This is a genomic window from Paradesertivirga mongoliensis (assembly GCF_024436395.1).
GTDB lineage: Bacteria > Bacteroidota > Bacteroidia > Sphingobacteriales > Sphingobacteriaceae > Paradesertivirga > Paradesertivirga mongoliensis.
In genome coordinates this window covers 88,819-103,896 of record NZ_JAFMZO010000002.1, presented here as the reverse complement: position 1 = coordinate 103,896, position 15,078 = coordinate 88,819, and the positions used below count along the sequence as shown (strand labels likewise).

Here is a 15,078-nt window from a genome sequence, read left to right as displayed (position 1 = left end):
GAAGGGTTGGAAGTGTTTATTCTCCTTCAGGTTTTGTGAGATGAGTGTACATCTGCATCAAATGCTCGTAGCCTGGGCTTTTTTCCCCGTGCTTCTTTGCATATGCCAAGGAAGTACTTAAAAACAGCTCCGTGTCAACAATTCTAGTAGAACGGTTTAGTTGAACTTCTTTAGGGATTGGGGTGGTAGCAAAGTATTGTTCGATTTGTGCGATTGACATAGTTTTTATTAATTTACTTTTATACAGTAAATATATGGTTCCCAAATCTACAACACTTCCGCTATTAAAGGATTCAGTAAATAGGATTCTTAATCATCAGGAAATAAAAATCGACAGCCTCGAAAAGATTATTACCAGGGTTGACATCAGTAAAGACTATTTTTCAGATATTCTGACTGCTCAATTATCAATTTTTATATTGATAATAAGTTTAATCGGCTTAGTTTCTTGGGCAGCTTTTTATATCCCGTTTAAAAGGAGAGAAAAAGATATGAGATTAACATTTACAACGATGATCGCAAACCAAAAGCTCAATTTCGATGAGACAATTAAGCAATTTGAAAAGAATTTCGAATCGTTGTCGTCAGACCATAAAAAGCTCTCTTATCATGCATTGCGAGCTATGTACTTCTATTGTGAGAGTTCTGATTATAAAAATGGTGCTGTGCTCTGGGCCTTGCGTGTTGCAAAAGTAGCCACCCAAGAACATATTTGGGGCTGGATGGATAATGCCGAACGGAATCTGGACGAGACTATTTTCCAGGAGGGGTTTCTAGAACTGTATAAACAGGAAATGATGGAACTTAAGGAAAGGGCTTCAAAAGAAGAATTCGAAGGACTCACCGAGAAAATTAACCTAATTGAAGATGCTTTTCATCAGGTGCGGATCGCTTGGTTGTTGGAGAAGAAGTTGGGGAAAGAGAAGTCTGAAAGAATGTCACTCGAGGACGATGAAGCAATTCAAGGAAATTAATTTGTTACCATTAATAGTTTATTAACGAAAGACACATAACGTGGATGTTCCATAGTTTTTTCTTACATGCTATAACATTATCACTATAAAAGTTTTAAAGTTTCATGCATTATCATTTCATTCATTTTCTCCACCGGCACAATCCGCACTTTGCCACCAGCCAGCGGCGTAAGCTCATAACTTACTACCTGGTAATTATTCAAAAATCCTTTACCCCAAATCCCGGTTACACGGAAGCTCTTTTTTGCTTCGGTGTGCTGCCAGCAAGTTTCAAGAGCGGGGTTTGGGTAGGGGTAGAGGTGCATGGTTAATTACCAAATTGGATAAGCGGTTGAATAGATCCGTCTGCATAAACCGTATCCATAGGAATATCAGCCGTTGGCTCTTCGCCTGTCCATTTGTTCGGCCATAGGTTATTTGCCCAGCATGTTTTTATAAATTCCTGCTCCTCATGATTCAATAAAAACACCTTCGGCATACCGGTAAGTTCCGCAGCTTCATTTATCTCGTCCTGAATAGATAATATTTCGTTGAACGCCGATTCTCTGGCCGACATCGTAATCGGACCCATTCGTTGCTTGTTGCGTTCGTTGGTTATTTCCTTTCCGGTTTTACGCAGGCGGTTTTGTGGTTTTCTTAGTTCGCGATAAATTGGGCGTAATCTCTTTAAAGGTGATAGGTATGCCCACTTAGGTTTTTTCAGCAAATTATCCAGAGCGGTGTCTTTATCTGTCAATGGGCAACCCATACAGCCTGTTCTGGCGTTCAGTTCTTCGGCTTCATCACCTCCGTAAGCATCAGCGATTAGTTCAGTCGAGAAATCGCCATACTCCGGAAGCGGTGCCCAATGCTTCAACCACTCCCAAACATGGCAAACGCGCCAGTGAAGTATTGGAGCCAAAGTATCGCATAACGCTTTGGGTAAAGTTTCCTGATACCAACCTTGGCCGCATTCTGATCCATTCTTAGAACACGATAAAACAATGCGTGCATCACGGATTGCCGATTCCCCCTGTCTCACTCCTGTAAGCATAAGAACCTTTTCTCCTAAATCGCCCACAAGCTTTTCTAAGGCGTGTTGCATCGGTTCTATCTTAATTCGAGATGTGCACCAACGGAATGTGGCATTGTTTGGAGGAGGAACGCCGCGACCGAGTATATAAGTCAAAAACCTATTCTCCATTGCGGCCATCACCACCTCAACCTTATAACCGTGCTCTGCCAGCTCTTCCATAATCGTTTGAGCTGCATAGAAAAGTGGCGTAAGTTCAAGCCTGGTATCAGCATACATTATGTAAATCTTTTTGGGCGGGTTTATTTTCTTTGAGATAATCAGCCAGACAATTAATGTTACCAGTGTGGTGCTGTCTTTTCCACCGCTCCAAGCCATGCACCAATAGTTGTACTTTGGCCCGTAAGCATGTAGCGATTGAATCGTTAGTTCAATGCTCTCATTCATTTGCAACCTGCGCGATCCTTCGAATAGGTTTGTTTGTGGGTTAGTCTTCATGTAATTGGATTTCGGTTTTTAATACCATTACTGTTTTATGCTCTCTTTCTCTTCCTTTTAAATCGAGCTTCACTCTGCAGTATTCTGGAAAGACGGAAGAGTAGTTCTTTATGAATTCTCCGGTGCGGCCTTTCAATCTTCCGGCAATGGCCTTAACTCGGTCGCCGTTGCTATACTGTTTCATAGTCCTTTACATTCTAAAAAAGCGAAACGGTTTCTTTTCCCTAAAAGGACAGCAAAAACGCTATAAATCAACACGTTAAAGTGGTTTTTTGCCGTTTCAAATCGTTTCATTTGGCTGTTTAGTAAATTGATAATCAATAACTTAGCATATGTCAATCGTTCCAAAATTTGGAACGGCATCGTTTCAAAATGTGAAACGATTATACCCCTCTCACGTACCTGAAAAGGCACGTTTGGAACGATTTGAAACGGTGCTGGAACGCTATTTTTCTGCGTTTTTAATAGTGTTAAGGTGGTTTTTGGTGTCTTTTTCATGATTTGAATTCGTTTCGGTTGTAGGAAATGAGTTTTAGTGCGTTAATTCTTGAATAAAGTTGGCCCTGTATATTCCGATTTGGCTGTAAAATCTTCTTCAAAATCTCGCACGTATTCCTTATCGTAAATTGAATCTATGTGCCCTTTGATATATAATCTTCTGAGGGCTGAGTACATCAGTGAATGCTCAGCTTGTAGGTTCTGCTTAAAGCCAGGGTGGCCTAATTGCATACCCGATGCTCCCATGTACCGATTGTATGGATTGTACACGCATCTCGCCTTAAATTTGTGGTCTACATAGATAAGTCCCCAGCCGTCGGGAAGTTCTTCCTTCTTAATAAGTCCAGTCGGGCAGACGTAATACCGGTATTTTCCCATCCCGCGCTCCGGATATTTCCTAAATGATTTCTTTTTATCACACAGGAAATCTGAACGCGTTGCCTTACATTCCAGTAAAACGCTGTTTCCCCAACTACCGAAACCAATAACATCAGGGTATTCGCCCGCTATTGTATTCAGTTCTTTAAATGCAACACCGCATGAGCCGTTTTTTAAAACCCATCTATATGCGGGCAGAATCAAGTCTTTATGTGTCATATTATTCAGGTTTCTAATTATTCACCGCACCAAACACCTTCGGATAATCCAGAATCGCTTTCTTAAGCTTCCGGTTCATGGCGCTCTTGCGGGCTTTAGGAGTTAATCGTTTATCAAGTAGGGCATCAGCAATAAATTGAATGCTGCGGCCGGCTTTTACCAGTGCCGCCATCTGCATCACTTCCAGCGGTGCTGTAATCGAATTATCCACCGCCTCATAAATATCCACCGCACTTTTAAAGAAGTACTCAGCGGCCATAATAGCCCGCTCCATAAGCTTCTCGGTGATGGGCAGTTCGTTAGGGTAGAATACATTCGAGCGGTCCAGATTGCCAAACTCGTTGACAAATACGTTAGCGGTATTTTTGTAAGCCTCAAAAGCAAAATCACTCACGGCCAGAATCCCGGCAAAGCGATAAGCATACGCTTTCATCTTCCCCAGAATCCCCGAGTGCACGTTCATTTCGCGGGTATCGCGTATCTGGTTAATCTCGTTGGCCTTGTTGCGTTGCCAGGTATCAATCAGCGAAGTAGCTTCTTTAGTCATAATGCACACTTTCGGTTCTTCGTAACCATCCTCCACCGGCAAATCCGTCCACATGCGTTTTACATGGTTGGCGTGCATCTGCTTCAATTCGTAGGGGATATCGTAACCAGGCTCAGGCTGAGCAATTTTGAATACTTCGGGAGAGGAGAACAGCAAGCGGAAGATAAAACCACTGCTTCCACGGTCGTTTTTAAAGAGTTTGTAGAGCAAATCCGGCTGAATTCCGCCCACCACATTGGTAAATACGCGGGGGATGTTGGTCTTCTGGTTTCCAGAGCGGATGGCCGAGTACTTCCTGCCGTCCCATGCCGAGATCCAGAACTGCTCGTCTGTGCTTTCTTTTTTGCCCAGCGAGTTCAGTCCGTTAATCCATTCCAGAATCTCGTCACTATCCTTCAAAACTCCCTTCGGGTTAAAAGGCATAATACTCCTGATCAGCGTCGGGATGTACGCATCGCGGTAGATAATCATTTTAATAAACTTTCGCATGCGGGCATCGTCGGTAATGCCTTTCGTTTCGGCATCCCATTCAGCATCCAAATCATTCTGTAGTTCGTTAAGCGGAGCCATACACATATCCATGGCCAAACTCTTTCCGGAGGAGGATATACCATTAAAGCAACCCCAGCAGCAAAGCGTCATTCTATCGCTTCCATTGCGCGAAACAGCGTAAGCCGTACCAATAGCGGTGCTGTAGGTGATAAGCATGCTGAGGCCGATGTACGAGCGCGGGATATCGTATTTAGTGTGCAGCTCGTTTAAAAAAGGCTTTATGTTGGGATGAAAGATTTCCAGAGGGAAAACATTGTTTTGGCTGTCGCGCTTTTCAAGCTCATGACGGAGGTCGCTTGTTGTGGCGGTGCTTACTTCGGTGGAGCGGTTGGTATTTATCCAGTCGTGGAATCCCATGGGTTAAAATGTTTGCTTTTTATCGTTTGCAACTCCGTTGTGAATGTCAAAGGCACCGAAATATTCAGCCTTAATTAGGATGGTTCGAGCGATTTTATGCATTTCAACAGTCAGCTTTTCAGCGTCTTTAGCATTTCCAGTGTGTCCCATAGAGTTATCATCATCCCAGGCATATAGTAATGCAGTCGCTAGCCTCAAGGCTTGAATTCTCGCTTCTTTTTGTGTCATAGCCTATTTCAGTATTAATTCCACAGCCTCAGTATATCTCGGATTAGTAGCACCTGTACTAATCATATCCGCAATCGCCTGGGCAAAAACATTGCATTCGCGTTTCACCTGGTTATTGCTGCAATCGGTAACGCTCATTAAGTATTTCAGGGCCACCTTAATGCTTTCCACCTTTTTGATGTTGCGGCACTTGTCGCTCACCTGACCGAAGAGTTCGCGGGTGCCTTCCAGTTCTTCCTCCATGTTATGGTGCTCGAAATAGGCCATCGCATTCTCCACCATATCGAAAACCGTTTCCGGCTCATTAGAAGCTTCGAGAATTTCGAGCAGCGAAGCAGCTTCCACATGGTCGTGATTGGCAATTCGCACTTCGCGCCATTCTTGCAGCTTCGCCCGAAACTTATTATTGATATCCAGTTGAAGCAGCGTAAAAGCCCAGCTGATCACATTGGCGTTGGCGTTCACCTTTTCGTTAGCGGTCTCAAAAATCCAGTGCATCAGCATTTGTTCGCTTTCAACCGGATGCATCTGTTTGTATTTGGCGCTCACGGTTACCAGATCGATAGGAGTGTGGGGGTAAAGACTGGCCATCACCTCAAACAGCTCCCTGCTTTTGTGCTCGGCAGACGAGATGAAGTTTTTAGCCGAAAGAATATGCGCCACCTGCGGAAAACCGTCGCAGTAAAGGCATGCGCCAAGTATGGCTCGTTCGATGTAGGTGCGGGATAGCATGGGCTAGGATTGAGCGGTTTGAGGTAGTGCCAGTTCTCGGGTATTATGATGTAACACCAACTCTCTGTCATTTATGATTTTGAACTTGCTGTTGCACTCTCCACATGTAAAAAATGAGTTTCTATTTTGGCGAAAAACATCCTGTACGTCTGTGTAACTATCGACATCATCTGCTTCAAAGTCTTCATTTACCCATCCATTACAGCAAGGGCATTTAAATTTTAAACTTACCGTGAGGTCGATGATGCAACGTGAATCGTAAACGTCGACCATTCCCGTTTTGAAGTCCTTAACCCATTCTTCCGCTTGCTTTATTATTTTGATGTGATCCTGGTTGCCGAATTCCGGTTTCGTGTGGCCGTCGATTAAAGCTCTCCGATTTATTCTCGTCATGCTGCCACCTCCTCTCTAACCACTTCCATCGAAGCAGCTTCCTTCTTCATCTTCGCTATCAGCCCTTTAACCCGTTGCTGTTGCTTGCAGTCGAGCAGAAAGAAATCATACACCAAATCCTTATGATGATCAACCGCAGCCAGCGCAATGGCTTTCTGCTCGTCGTTCATGTTTTTGGTTAATAAACGGCGGAGGGCGTTGCCCAGCTTAGTACAAGCTTTACCCGCTTGTTCGGCCAGGTTGCGCTCGTAGTTTTGTCCCTGCTCGTTTAAAATGGTAGCCAGCGATTCGGCATATTCGGCCGTGGTATCGGCGCTGAATATGGTGCCGTAGATGTAATTGAAATTTAGCTCTTCTTTGGTCATGGTGTGTGAAAATTAGTGTGATGACTTACATTGCGAAAGGATAGCGTAAGGCGGGTTCCGCAAGTCGGAAGGGAACTTCACAACGTGACGGGTGGCTTCTTCGAGTTCATCGCCAGCAATTAAATGTTGACAGCTGGATATACAGCAGAGAATGTATGGTGTGCCTTCGATAACGTTTGTGTAAGCAACTCGTGAAACATCGGCCTTTTGGTCTTGTGTTACCCAGATAGGGCCGTTTGCATACTTTACTATGCCGTTCTGCTTCACTTTACACTCTGGGCATACAACCCGCACATCTTCGCTCTCTGGAATCGGGAAAAAATTATACATTGCTGGCTCCCTTCCTGGTGGTGTTCTTCCAGTTTTGGTATTCACGATCGTCTTTATGTTTATCGCGGTAGCTGATGAGGTATCCAATACCTACACCTATAATAAATAATGCTGCCAGGCAGAATAGGATGGTGTTTGCTTGATTCATAATATTTAGATTTTTGGTTTTTAGAGTGAAATACTCCCGGCCTTCACGGGAACCGGGAGTGAAAAAAAGAACGAGCTTAAAGTCCTGCGGACTGAGAACATCAACCGGCATCCTCATCGAGGTAAGTTTAGGATTACCATTTCCTCATCTTAAATGCTCCGGCACCGGCACCGGATTTCCCTTTTCCAAACTCAGGCGCTCCCCAGCGCTGCTTTGTTTTTAACTAACCAATTATTCCGGTGAAGACTTTAGCCTCTGCCGCTCCTGAAAGCCGGGCAGGGTTCTTTAATACTTGAAATGATTTCTATGATGTCCAGATCCAGAAACTCCTCAGAAAGCAAGCGGAAGGTTTCGTCCTGGTCACGCTTAATTTCCTGTATCCTGCTTTCGAGGATCTGCTGTAATTGCGGATTGTGACTGTGCCATTTAATGGTATCCGCCAGGTTGTTGATCAAATCGCCCTGCAAGGCGTAGGATTTCAGCATATCGGCAACTGCTTCGATATTCATACCTGAGCCCTCCGGTTTAAGTAAGCGCGACAGTTATCCATTAGCGGGTTAAGCCGCTTGAAGTAATTTTTGCAAAGTGAAGAAGTGGCTGATGGTGCAATTCGGTTGAAAAGCAATTCGAGGTTTAAACAGATTTTCGCCGAGTCTTTCGGGTTAAGGCAACCGCGGGCATGGTTTAACGATACCCGGATGTAAGCAATAGTCGCGAACTTTTCGGCAGCACCTTTAGCATGCGGATACGCATTTAAAGCGTGATTTCTGTTCTCGCAAAGCGAAGAAAGTTTTTGAATAATTTCGGAAGGAAGAAATTTTACATTTGGCAAAACCATTGCCGCCTGCACTTGTTCAGCTTGTTGAATCATCAGTTCAAAAATTTAATTTTAGAGTCCTGCTTTTGCCGAGCGGGACTTTTTTGTTTTTAAATCAATCCTAATTTGTAAGCGAGAACTGCAAGTGCCGGCTTGCGTTCTATCCCAGCTTTCGTTGAAATATGTTCTTTATGAGTTCTCAGCGTATCCTGAGTAATTGAAAGTTTCTCGCAGATTTCTTTATCGTACGATCCTAGACCGATTTCTTTAAGCACTTCGATTTCTCGCTTAGTAAGTAAGCCGTGGGGCAACTGGATAGAGTTGCAAAGTTTCCCCTCGTAAGGGCATTTACCACGACGGCCGCAATCCACATACTCGGCCGGGAGAACCTCGCCTTTGGTTGAGATATCCGGATTATTATCAAAGCCGCCAAACCTGCAGGCAATGTACTGCCGCATTTGTTCAAGTGGATCGGTGATATCCCAGCTGGCAAGGGCTTGCATCGCTTTCGGGTTAGAAAGCATATCCTGTTCAACTATCGCCACCACAAATTCAGGAAGCTGATCGAACGTGTATACATTACCCAGATACAGGCATTTAATTTCGTGCTGGTGAATGAAGAATTCAACTGCATTGTCCACTAGTCCAGGAGGGAGTGATTGTCTGTTATCCACCAGATTCATATCAATCGTTCAAAACTTTGTAGGTGTATTGTTCTTTTTCGGCGGCAGGGAGTTTCGACATCTCGATCGCTTTCACCACCAAATCCTTTTTCACTCTACTACCCGCCATCACTTTCACGACCATTGAATCTGATATCTCAAACTCATTTGCCAGGGTATCCACCCATGGCCGAGGTAGGTGCTTTTTAATCTTGTTTAAAGAGGCTTTCGTTAGTCCCATTTTAATGTGATTGTTTACCTTTATTGTTGTGCCTATACTTGTGTTCCTTATCACAAGTGTAAAACTGTAAATATTTGGCGAATACTGCAAGTATTTTACAGTTTTATGCATTAAAATTACATAAGTAATTGATTTACAAGCGAAAATGTTTTACCAATTTTGCCAAATGAAGCCTCATATTGGTAAAAGAGTTGCAGTAATTGCAAAGTCCGTAGAAAAAAGCGCTCCCGAACTTGCACAAGAATTAAGCACAGCCGAACGCAACATCTATAATTATTACAAAAAGGAGGATTGGACCGTTCACCAGCTTTGGGATTTTTCGGTGGCCTTGGGGCATAATTTCTTTTCAGAAATCAATCCTCCAATAAAGCCAACCAAAGACCTGGCTTTTGAGGAAACTGCTGCGGAATATGAGCGAAGAGCGAGTATTTCTTTCCAGGTAGAGTACCCGATGAGTAAAGCTCAGGATCTCGGGGAATTTATAAAGCAGCTACATGTGCTGGCTAATAAAATGGGGCTGAAAGTGGTATAAACTTCGCAATTACTTCGCAGTGCTTTATATGAGCGTTGAAAATCAGCGGTTTAGCGATTAAAATATCACCTGATGGGTGTACAGCTAAAGCCACTTCTCCAAATCGGAAGAGTGGCTTTTTTGTTTGCATTTGGCGCGGGCGTGAACATCCTGGGCCTGGTTGACTGCATGACGGAGGCGGCTGAGGAGCACAGGGGCCTACGGCTCGCCGGCCAGCGGCGTTGTGATCCCAACCTGCAAAGAAGGATACTGACCCAACGTAGCCTATTACAAAAACGGCGGTAACGTTATTCTTGAAATTTTTTTACTTTTAACAATGCTTTTTGCCGGGCTAAAATAAAGTGCATCGTAGCCGTCATCATCGCAGACCTTTAATGTTAATGGCAACAAAAAGGACACATCGAACTACATTACAAGATCGAATAATTGTCGTTCGATAGCTTTGTACACCTCACTTTAAACAAGATTTTTTATGCACCCTCCCCACGCCGCAGCCTTTCCAAAAGGAATTTTGATGATTGGACGTTTTATGGTCCTATTTGTTAGTATTGTATTTAGATATTACAATGTGAAACAGCATGCCTTTCAACTTCCAGATTATCATTTATTTGATACAGCCTATAACTTAGTATATATCGCTTGCGGATTATTGCTTCTTTCCAAGAAAACCCATTACGTCCGAGTCGCACTCTTCATAATTGCCGCAATTATAGCTCTTAAAATAATTCTGATAATTTCTGGACACAGCCCTATAATTACAACCGTAAACATCACTTTCGCTATTCTATTCTTTGCTCTTCATATCTTTTTCTTTGTATATATCCGAGAAAAGGTTAACCAATATGCCACTGGGAAATATAAAAACCGGACAGTAGCCGACGATCTGGTTTTCAATATGACTCGGCTAAACACTAAGAGGATGAAAATTCAGACCGATTTAAATATTCAGGAAATCGACCAGAGGATCTCTGATATTCAAAAGAAAGAAACTCGACTAATCATATTTCCTTCACCAAACAAAATTCGATACGCAAATCGAGATGGCGATAAACTCATACTTACGAACTCAACCTTTAGAGCTTTCGGAAATATAAATATTTCAAAAAAAGAGATTCTAGTCAAAATTGAAATCTCTACCGTATACAAAATTGCAGGTATTGTTACCTTGCTGCTTTTCTCGGTTTCTGTTTTGTTTAATAAAGTAACTATAAACGGTAATGCAAATCCTTCTGTTTATGAAAAGCTTACTTACTTAGGGTTTTGCCTATTATTGCTCCTTATTCCAGTTTTAATTTTATTGAAGCAAAAATCCGACTTCCAAAAAAGAATCAAAGAAGTACTAGGGAGCAGAGGAGACTAAAAGAGTATCCGCACTCAACGTTTCTTCTTCCTCAAACTTATGTAACTGGGATGTACTTGGCTTTTCGCTTGCTGTCTTCCCTAACTTCCTGACTCATGCCGCTTACTACGTCAGTAGCCGTAACTAATACGCCAAGTGCCGAAGGAAGGCCTTCCCTCAATATGTCCGCCCAATAATGTTCAGTCTGAAAAGCTGAATTAATCCAGTTCATCTATACATATGTTCTATCACCTTCATCAAATGTGACATCGGTTCTCAACAGGCCGCTTTAGCTTTGTAGTATCAGTACTTAAAAGCAAAAAAATCACTCAAATTGATGAAGAAAAGACTTCTTTTTGCGCCATTGTTCTTCCGTGTAAATATCTCACTTGCACCTCAAATTGATTCTCTTAAGCCTCGCAATATCGCAGATATGTTCGCTGGGGCCGCTTTTTTCACCGCAGGAGTTTAAAACAGTATTTTTTATTTTTTAACCAAACATGAATAGATTAAGATTTTTATCAGTTGTAGTGCTCCAGCTGGCGGCGTTCAATTATGCTTCGAGCCAGGATTTAAAGCTCAATGATCTTGAGTATTTCGAGACGCAGGGCGTTAATGTCCTTGTGTACAATAACCTTTTTACCGGAGGTTTTAACGATGAAAAGAACGCCGGGATAGAATTAATTCACCATGGCGTCAGAACATCGCAGGGCGGCGCTGTGCGACTCTCCAATACTCCCGAGCAGTGGGATCTTGTTCCCGATATATCAAACCGAAAGGTAAACCGTGCGGCCAAAACCATTGAGGCCACGCTGAGGTATAAGGATTACGATTTTGATTCGCGCGTGGTTGTAACCGCGAAAGGTAAAGGTGTTGAGATATCTGTTTACCTTGATAAACCGGTTCCTAAGGCGCTTGAAGGAAGTGCTGGATTTAATCTCGAGTTTTTACCCTCACAATATTGGCAAAAGGCTTATTTGATGGATGGCCGGTATAACCGGTTCCCGCGCTATGTTGTAGGTAATACCACTACAAGGCCCAACAGCGAAAAACCAAAGCAATATAAAGGATATATAACTGCCGACGACAGAGGGACCGGCAAATACATCGATCCGCTTCCCCTTGAAACCGGGCGTACATTTCTGCTTGCACCCGATGAACCTGAACGTCTGGTGAAAATCACCTCGCAGGATGCCGATCTTATGCTTTTCGATGGCCGTGTACTGGCCCAAAATGGTTGGTTTGTAGTTCGCAGCTTACTTCCTGCGGGAAAAACAGGCAAGGTCCTGACCTGGACAGTTGAACCAAATGCTATCAATGGCTGGATCCGGGAGCCAAATATCGGCTTTTCCCAGGTGGGCTATCTCCCTTCGCAGAAAAAAGTTGCTGTTATTGAACTCGACAAGAAAGACAAGCCGCTTACTGTATCATCGTTATACAAAATAGGCGACGATGGTAAAGCTACCAAAGTTTTTAGCGGCAATATTACACCCTGGGGTAACTACTTTAAATACAACTATGTAAAATTCGACTTTACGTCTGTCAACACTCCTGGCATATACTACATTCAGTATGGCAACCTAAAAACCAATAACTTCTTAATACAAAACAACGTTTACGATAAGATCACTGATGCCACCAGCGATATATGGATCCCGATACATATGAACCATATGTTCGTGAACGAGGCTTACAGAGTATGGCATGGCGAGCCCTTTAAAGAAGGTTATCGCCAGGCTCCGCCCAACACCGATCACTTCGATCTTCATAAGCAGGGACCAACTACCGACACCAAATATAAAGCGCTCGAACTGATACCCGGATTAAACGTAGGTGGCTTTTTCGACGCCGGAGATTTTGACATCGAGACCGGATCGAACATTAGCGTGGTGCAAAACTTCGTTCGGACATGGGAACATTTTAAACCCCTGCGCGATCAGACTTTTGTTGACCAGAAGCAGCGTTATGTAGATCTTCACCGACCCGATGGAACGCCGGATGTATTGCAGTTTATCGAGCATGGAACCCTGAACCTGGTAGCCCAGGCAGAGATTATAGGCCACATGTCACAAACGCTTTCTAACTCTGTGCTCGACAATTACCATCACCTCGGCGATGCAGCCTCATTGACCGACGGTCTCCCTTATAATCCCAAACTGGGTCCTTACGAAGTAGCCGGTGACGGCCGGTCAAGTGGAGTGAAGGATGACCTGTGGGCGTTTACAAGCCGTAATCCTCGTCTCGACCTTGACGCAGCAACAATGTTTGCAGCAGCAAGCCGGGCGCTGAAGGGTTATAACGACGATCTTTCGGACAGGGCATTGCAACAGTCAAAAAGACTGTTAAAAGAGTCATCAGAATTACTTGCAAACCGCTCGCAAGATAGCTTAGGCAGGCGCGGGAGAGGAGATATTGCCACAAATTTTCAATTGTATGTTTCAACCGGTGAAAAACAATACCTAGACAGATTTCAGCAACTTTTATGGCCAGCACTTGACCGTAACGTGAATATCGTTCTTCTTACGGCCTTGGATGCCATACCGCATATGGACGCATCCTTCAAAGAAAAACTGCGACCATATGTTGTGAAGTACAAAGAATACATCGGCGGACTAGAAAAGGACAATCCATACGGAGTACCTATTGGTCTTGGTAACTGGGCAGGTAGCGGAGAGGTGATGAATTTTGGTACCACAATTTGCTTTGCCAGCAAACATTTCCCTGATATTATTGACGAAAGCCATGCTTTTAAAGCAGCTAACTACTTGTATGGCTGCCACCCGTATCATAACTATTCGTTAGTGGCAACCGTTGGTGCTACACGTCCCAAGGCAGTCTTTTACGGCAATAACAGGGCAGATTTCTCTTTTATTCCGGGCAATGTTGCTCCGGGCCTATTATTCAGAAAACCCGACCATTTCGAAAACTACGACGACTGGCCATTTTTCTGGGGACAAAATGAAGGCACTATTGGTGGCAATACCAGTTACTTAATTTTTGGATCAGCTTTTAAGAATTTAGTAAAATAAACAAACTACATTCACCAGTTTTGAATCGGGTACCGATTCAAAACTGGTTCGATTTCAGCGCAAGTTATAAAGTCTATTGATTTGAGGCTTATGGTTAAACCTATTTCCTCACAACCAGTACCCAATCTGCAGTTTATTAATAAGCTTCCGCGATTTATCAATAAGCTCCCATGCTTATAAGTAATCACGATAGTTATCCTCTCGCCATTGCCTGCCCCGACGCAGCAATCTCCAAACCTGCGAATAAGTAGCCGGTGAACACGCTACCCGACATTTCAACCAGCTCATCGGTCAGTATTAAGACACAATATAAACAGACGTTCTTTTTATAGATTCTATTCGTATTTTTAAACCATAAATTTATCATCATGAACGTATTTAAAAGTTTTTTTGCTGTGGCAGTTTGTTTAGTATGCTATAGCCCTTTGGCAAATGCTCAAGGCATAAAAATGCCCCAGGCAAGCTCAACTCAAACCTTAACTCAGGATTTCGGCCTTGGGAAAATTTCCGTAACCTACTCGAGACCTGATGTAAAAGGCCGCGTAATATTCGGCGGACTTGTGCCTTACGATGCAGTGTGGCGTACAGGTGCTAATAGTGCAACTGTAATTACCTTTACAGACGATATCAAGATTGAGGGAAACACAGTGCCGGCCGGAGAATATGGATTGTTCACTGTCCCTGGAAAGAACGAGTGGACCGTAATTCTAAGTAAAGGCTCAAAGCAATGGGGCGCTTACGCATACAAAGAGGCCGACGACTTTTTAAGGATAAAAGTGAAGCCTGCAACGCTTAAAGATAAGGTAGAGACTTTTACCATTCAAATCGCAAATGTTTATCCAACTACCGCTGCTCTGCAACTAATGTGGGACAACACAGCGGTTTCTTTGAACCTGAGCACCGACATAGATAGTAAGGTGATGGCAAGTATCGATGAAGCTATGAAGGGTGAAAAGAAACCTTATTTCCAGGCGGCTCAATACTATTTCAATAATGGTAAAGACATCAACAAAGCTTTAGAATGGATGAATGCTGCCGAAGCTGGTAGCCCTAAAGCTCCTCACGTTAAATACTGGAAAGCACGTGTTCAACTAAAAGCCGGCGATAAAAAAGGTGCTGCGCAGACAGCTCAGGCCGGAATAGATTTAGCTCGCGAAGCCAAAAACGACGAGTATATTAAATTGAACGGTGAGGCTTTAGCCGAAGCAAAAAAATAATCACTCAGCT

The 15,078-nt window shown here is 43.4% G+C and carries 23 protein-coding genes; 5 read left to right on the top strand and 18 right to left on the bottom strand.

Annotated elements, in window-relative coordinates:
• Positions 1-16 precede the first annotated feature (16 nt).
• A complete protein-coding gene (locus J3P43_RS06280; RefSeq protein ID WP_255900420.1) occupies positions 17-220 on the bottom strand; it encodes a DUF6965 family protein in 204 nt (67 codons plus the stop codon).
• Positions 221-491: 271 nt separating this feature from the next.
• Between J3P43_RS06280 and J3P43_RS06275 the strand changes: the two genes are divergently transcribed.
• Positions 492-974 carry a hypothetical protein gene (locus tag J3P43_RS06275; protein WP_255900418.1) on the top strand — a complete coding sequence of 161 codons (483 nt, stop codon included), beginning with the start codon at positions 492-494 and terminating at the stop codon, positions 972-974.
• 83 nt (positions 975-1,057) lie between these two features.
• Here J3P43_RS06275 and J3P43_RS06270 read toward each other — a convergent pair whose 3' ends face one another.
• The 15 genes from J3P43_RS06270 to J3P43_RS06200 all read right to left on the bottom strand — a co-directional run bounded on the left by J3P43_RS06270 (position 1,058) and on the right by J3P43_RS06200 (position 8,951).
• Positions 1,058-1,279, bottom strand: coding sequence for a hypothetical protein (locus tag J3P43_RS06270; RefSeq protein WP_255900416.1), 222 nt, complete (start codon positions 1,277-1,279; stop codon positions 1,058-1,060).
• A 2-nt stretch (positions 1,280-1,281) separates the two neighbouring features.
• Positions 1,282-2,484: a phosphoadenosine phosphosulfate reductase domain-containing protein gene (locus J3P43_RS06265; RefSeq protein ID WP_255900414.1), complete on the bottom strand. Its 1,203-nt coding sequence runs from the start codon at positions 2,482-2,484 to the stop codon at positions 1,282-1,284.
• On the bottom strand, positions 2,474-2,668 hold the full coding sequence (locus J3P43_RS06260; RefSeq protein ID WP_255900412.1) for a hypothetical protein: 195 nt from the start codon (positions 2,666-2,668) through the stop codon (positions 2,474-2,476). The genes J3P43_RS06265 and J3P43_RS06260 overlap by 11 nt, the downstream gene beginning before the upstream one ends.
• A complete protein-coding gene (locus J3P43_RS06255; RefSeq protein ID WP_255900410.1) occupies positions 2,665-2,982 on the bottom strand; it encodes a hypothetical protein in 318 nt (105 codons plus the stop codon). Before J3P43_RS06255 ends, J3P43_RS06260 begins: the two co-directional genes overlap by 4 nt.
• Positions 2,983-3,024: 42 nt before the next feature.
• Positions 3,025-3,579 (bottom strand): hypothetical protein, encoded by a 555-nt coding sequence (locus J3P43_RS06250; protein WP_255900408.1) that lies wholly within the window; start codon positions 3,577-3,579, stop codon positions 3,025-3,027.
• Positions 3,580-3,592: 13 nt separating this feature from the next.
• The gene (locus J3P43_RS06245; RefSeq protein WP_255900406.1) at positions 3,593-5,035 is read right to left on the bottom strand and encodes a DUF3987 domain-containing protein; all 1,443 of its coding nucleotides are present in this window, start codon (positions 5,033-5,035) and stop codon (positions 3,593-3,595) included.
• 3 nt (positions 5,036-5,038) lie between these two features.
• A complete protein-coding gene (locus tag J3P43_RS06240) occupies positions 5,039-5,263 on the bottom strand; it encodes a hypothetical protein (protein ID WP_255900404.1) in 225 nt (74 codons plus the stop codon).
• Between the two features lie 3 nt (positions 5,264-5,266).
• Positions 5,267-5,995, bottom strand: coding sequence for a DnaB-like helicase N-terminal domain-containing protein (locus tag J3P43_RS06235; RefSeq protein WP_255900402.1), 729 nt, complete (start codon positions 5,993-5,995; stop codon positions 5,267-5,269).
• 3 nt (positions 5,996-5,998) lie between these two features.
• A complete protein-coding gene (locus J3P43_RS06230) occupies positions 5,999-6,388 on the bottom strand; it encodes a hypothetical protein (protein ID WP_255900400.1) in 390 nt (129 codons plus the stop codon).
• A complete protein-coding gene (locus J3P43_RS06225; protein WP_255900397.1) occupies positions 6,385-6,753 on the bottom strand; it encodes a hypothetical protein in 369 nt (122 codons plus the stop codon). Before J3P43_RS06225 ends, J3P43_RS06230 begins: the two co-directional genes overlap by 4 nt.
• A 322-nt stretch (positions 6,754-7,075) precedes the next feature.
• Complete coding sequence (locus J3P43_RS06220) at positions 7,076-7,231, bottom strand: hypothetical protein (RefSeq protein WP_255900395.1); 156 nt, start codon at positions 7,229-7,231, stop codon at positions 7,076-7,078.
• A 248-nt stretch (positions 7,232-7,479) separates the two neighbouring features.
• Positions 7,480-7,740, bottom strand: a complete 261-nt coding sequence (locus J3P43_RS06215) for a hypothetical protein (RefSeq protein ID WP_255900393.1) — start codon at positions 7,738-7,740, stop codon at positions 7,480-7,482.
• Complete coding sequence (locus J3P43_RS06210) at positions 7,737-8,102, bottom strand: hypothetical protein (RefSeq protein ID WP_255900391.1); 366 nt, start codon at positions 8,100-8,102, stop codon at positions 7,737-7,739. The genes J3P43_RS06215 and J3P43_RS06210 overlap by 4 nt, the downstream gene beginning before the upstream one ends.
• Positions 8,103-8,158: 56 nt before the next feature.
• Positions 8,159-8,722, bottom strand: coding sequence for a response regulator transcription factor (locus tag J3P43_RS19670; protein ID WP_255900388.1), 564 nt, complete (start codon positions 8,720-8,722; stop codon positions 8,159-8,161).
• 10 nt (positions 8,723-8,732) lie between these two features.
• The gene (locus tag J3P43_RS06200) at positions 8,733-8,951 is read right to left on the bottom strand and encodes a hypothetical protein (protein WP_255900385.1); all 219 of its coding nucleotides are present in this window, start codon (positions 8,949-8,951) and stop codon (positions 8,733-8,735) included.
• Between the two features lie 166 nt (positions 8,952-9,117).
• Here J3P43_RS06200 and J3P43_RS06195 point away from each other — a divergent pair, with 166 nt between their 5' ends.
• Both J3P43_RS06195 and J3P43_RS06190 read left to right on the top strand, forming a co-directional pair.
• Entirely contained in the window at positions 9,118-9,483 is a 366-nt protein-coding gene (locus J3P43_RS06195; RefSeq protein WP_255900382.1) for a hypothetical protein, read from the top strand.
• 919 nt (positions 9,484-10,402) lie between these two features.
• Positions 10,403-10,843 carry a hypothetical protein gene (locus tag J3P43_RS06190; protein WP_255900380.1) on the top strand — a complete coding sequence of 147 codons (441 nt, stop codon included), beginning with the start codon at positions 10,403-10,405 and terminating at the stop codon, positions 10,841-10,843.
• A gap of 37 nt (positions 10,844-10,880) precedes the next feature.
• On the opposite strand, the gene J3P43_RS06185 is transcribed toward J3P43_RS06190, so the two are convergent.
• Positions 10,881-11,054, bottom strand: a complete 174-nt coding sequence (locus J3P43_RS06185; protein WP_255900378.1) for a hypothetical protein — start codon at positions 11,052-11,054, stop codon at positions 10,881-10,883.
• Between the two features lie 268 nt (positions 11,055-11,322).
• Between J3P43_RS06185 and J3P43_RS06180 the strand changes: the two genes are divergently transcribed.
• Positions 11,323-13,851 carry a cellulase N-terminal Ig-like domain-containing protein gene (locus J3P43_RS06180; RefSeq protein ID WP_255900375.1) on the top strand — a complete coding sequence of 843 codons (2,529 nt, stop codon included), beginning with the start codon at positions 11,323-11,325 and terminating at the stop codon, positions 13,849-13,851.
• Between the two features lie 193 nt (positions 13,852-14,044).
• On the opposite strand, the gene J3P43_RS06175 is transcribed toward J3P43_RS06180, so the two are convergent.
• Positions 14,045-14,221, bottom strand: a complete 177-nt coding sequence (locus J3P43_RS06175) for a hypothetical protein (RefSeq protein ID WP_255900373.1) — start codon at positions 14,219-14,221, stop codon at positions 14,045-14,047.
• Between J3P43_RS06175 and J3P43_RS06170 the strand changes: the two genes are divergently transcribed.
• The gene (locus J3P43_RS06170; protein ID WP_255900371.1) at positions 14,220-15,068 is read left to right on the top strand and encodes a DUF2911 domain-containing protein; all 849 of its coding nucleotides are present in this window, start codon (positions 14,220-14,222) and stop codon (positions 15,066-15,068) included. The genes J3P43_RS06175 and J3P43_RS06170 overlap by 2 nt on opposite strands.
• Positions 15,069-15,078: the final 10 nt, after the last annotated feature.

Coding starts and splice junctions, on each gene's coding strand:
- J3P43_RS06280 (WP_255900420.1), bottom strand. CDS start 220: ATGTCAATCGCACAAATCGAACAATACTTTGCTACCACCCCAATCCCT.
- J3P43_RS06170 (WP_255900371.1), top strand. CDS start 14,220: ATGAACGTATTTAAAAGTTTTTTTGCTGTGGCAGTTTGTTTAGTATGC.
- J3P43_RS06180 (WP_255900375.1), top strand. CDS start 11,323: ATGAATAGATTAAGATTTTTATCAGTTGTAGTGCTCCAGCTGGCGGCG.
- J3P43_RS06275 (WP_255900418.1), top strand. CDS start 492: ATGAGATTAACATTTACAACGATGATCGCAAACCAAAAGCTCAATTTC.
- J3P43_RS06260 (WP_255900412.1), bottom strand. CDS start 2,668: ATGAAACAGTATAGCAACGGCGACCGAGTTAAGGCCATTGCCGGAAGA.
- J3P43_RS06265 (WP_255900414.1), bottom strand. CDS start 2,484: ATGAAGACTAACCCACAAACAAACCTATTCGAAGGATCGCGCAGGTTG.
- J3P43_RS06245 (WP_255900406.1), bottom strand. CDS start 5,035: ATGGGATTCCACGACTGGATAAATACCAACCGCTCCACCGAAGTAAGC.
- J3P43_RS06250 (WP_255900408.1), bottom strand. CDS start 3,579: ATGACACATAAAGACTTGATTCTGCCCGCATATAGATGGGTTTTAAAA.
- J3P43_RS06195 (WP_255900382.1), top strand. CDS start 9,118: ATGAAGCCTCATATTGGTAAAAGAGTTGCAGTAATTGCAAAGTCCGTA.
- J3P43_RS06215 (WP_255900393.1), bottom strand. CDS start 7,740: ATGAATATCGAAGCAGTTGCCGATATGCTGAAATCCTACGCCTTGCAG.
- J3P43_RS06270 (WP_255900416.1), bottom strand. CDS start 1,279: ATGCACCTCTACCCCTACCCAAACCCCGCTCTTGAAACTTGCTGGCAG.
- J3P43_RS06235 (WP_255900402.1), bottom strand. CDS start 5,995: ATGCTATCCCGCACCTACATCGAACGAGCCATACTTGGCGCATGCCTT.
- J3P43_RS06190 (WP_255900380.1), top strand. CDS start 10,403: ATGAAAATTCAGACCGATTTAAATATTCAGGAAATCGACCAGAGGATC.
- J3P43_RS06225 (WP_255900397.1), bottom strand. CDS start 6,753: ATGACCAAAGAAGAGCTAAATTTCAATTACATCTACGGCACCATATTC.
- J3P43_RS06175 (WP_255900373.1), bottom strand. CDS start 14,221: ATGATGATAAATTTATGGTTTAAAAATACGAATAGAATCTATAAAAAG.
- J3P43_RS06255 (WP_255900410.1), bottom strand. CDS start 2,982: ATGAAAAAGACACCAAAAACCACCTTAACACTATTAAAAACGCAGAAA.
- J3P43_RS06220 (WP_255900395.1), bottom strand. CDS start 7,231: ATGAATCAAGCAAACACCATCCTATTCTGCCTGGCAGCATTATTTATT.
- J3P43_RS06230 (WP_255900400.1), bottom strand. CDS start 6,388: ATGACGAGAATAAATCGGAGAGCTTTAATCGACGGCCACACGAAACCG.
- J3P43_RS06200 (WP_255900385.1), bottom strand. CDS start 8,951: ATGGGACTAACGAAAGCCTCTTTAAACAAGATTAAAAAGCACCTACCT.
- J3P43_RS06185 (WP_255900378.1), bottom strand. CDS start 11,054: ATGAACTGGATTAATTCAGCTTTTCAGACTGAACATTATTGGGCGGAC.
- J3P43_RS06240 (WP_255900404.1), bottom strand. CDS start 5,263: ATGACACAAAAAGAAGCGAGAATTCAAGCCTTGAGGCTAGCGACTGCA.
- J3P43_RS06210 (WP_255900391.1), bottom strand. CDS start 8,102: ATGATTCAACAAGCTGAACAAGTGCAGGCGGCAATGGTTTTGCCAAAT.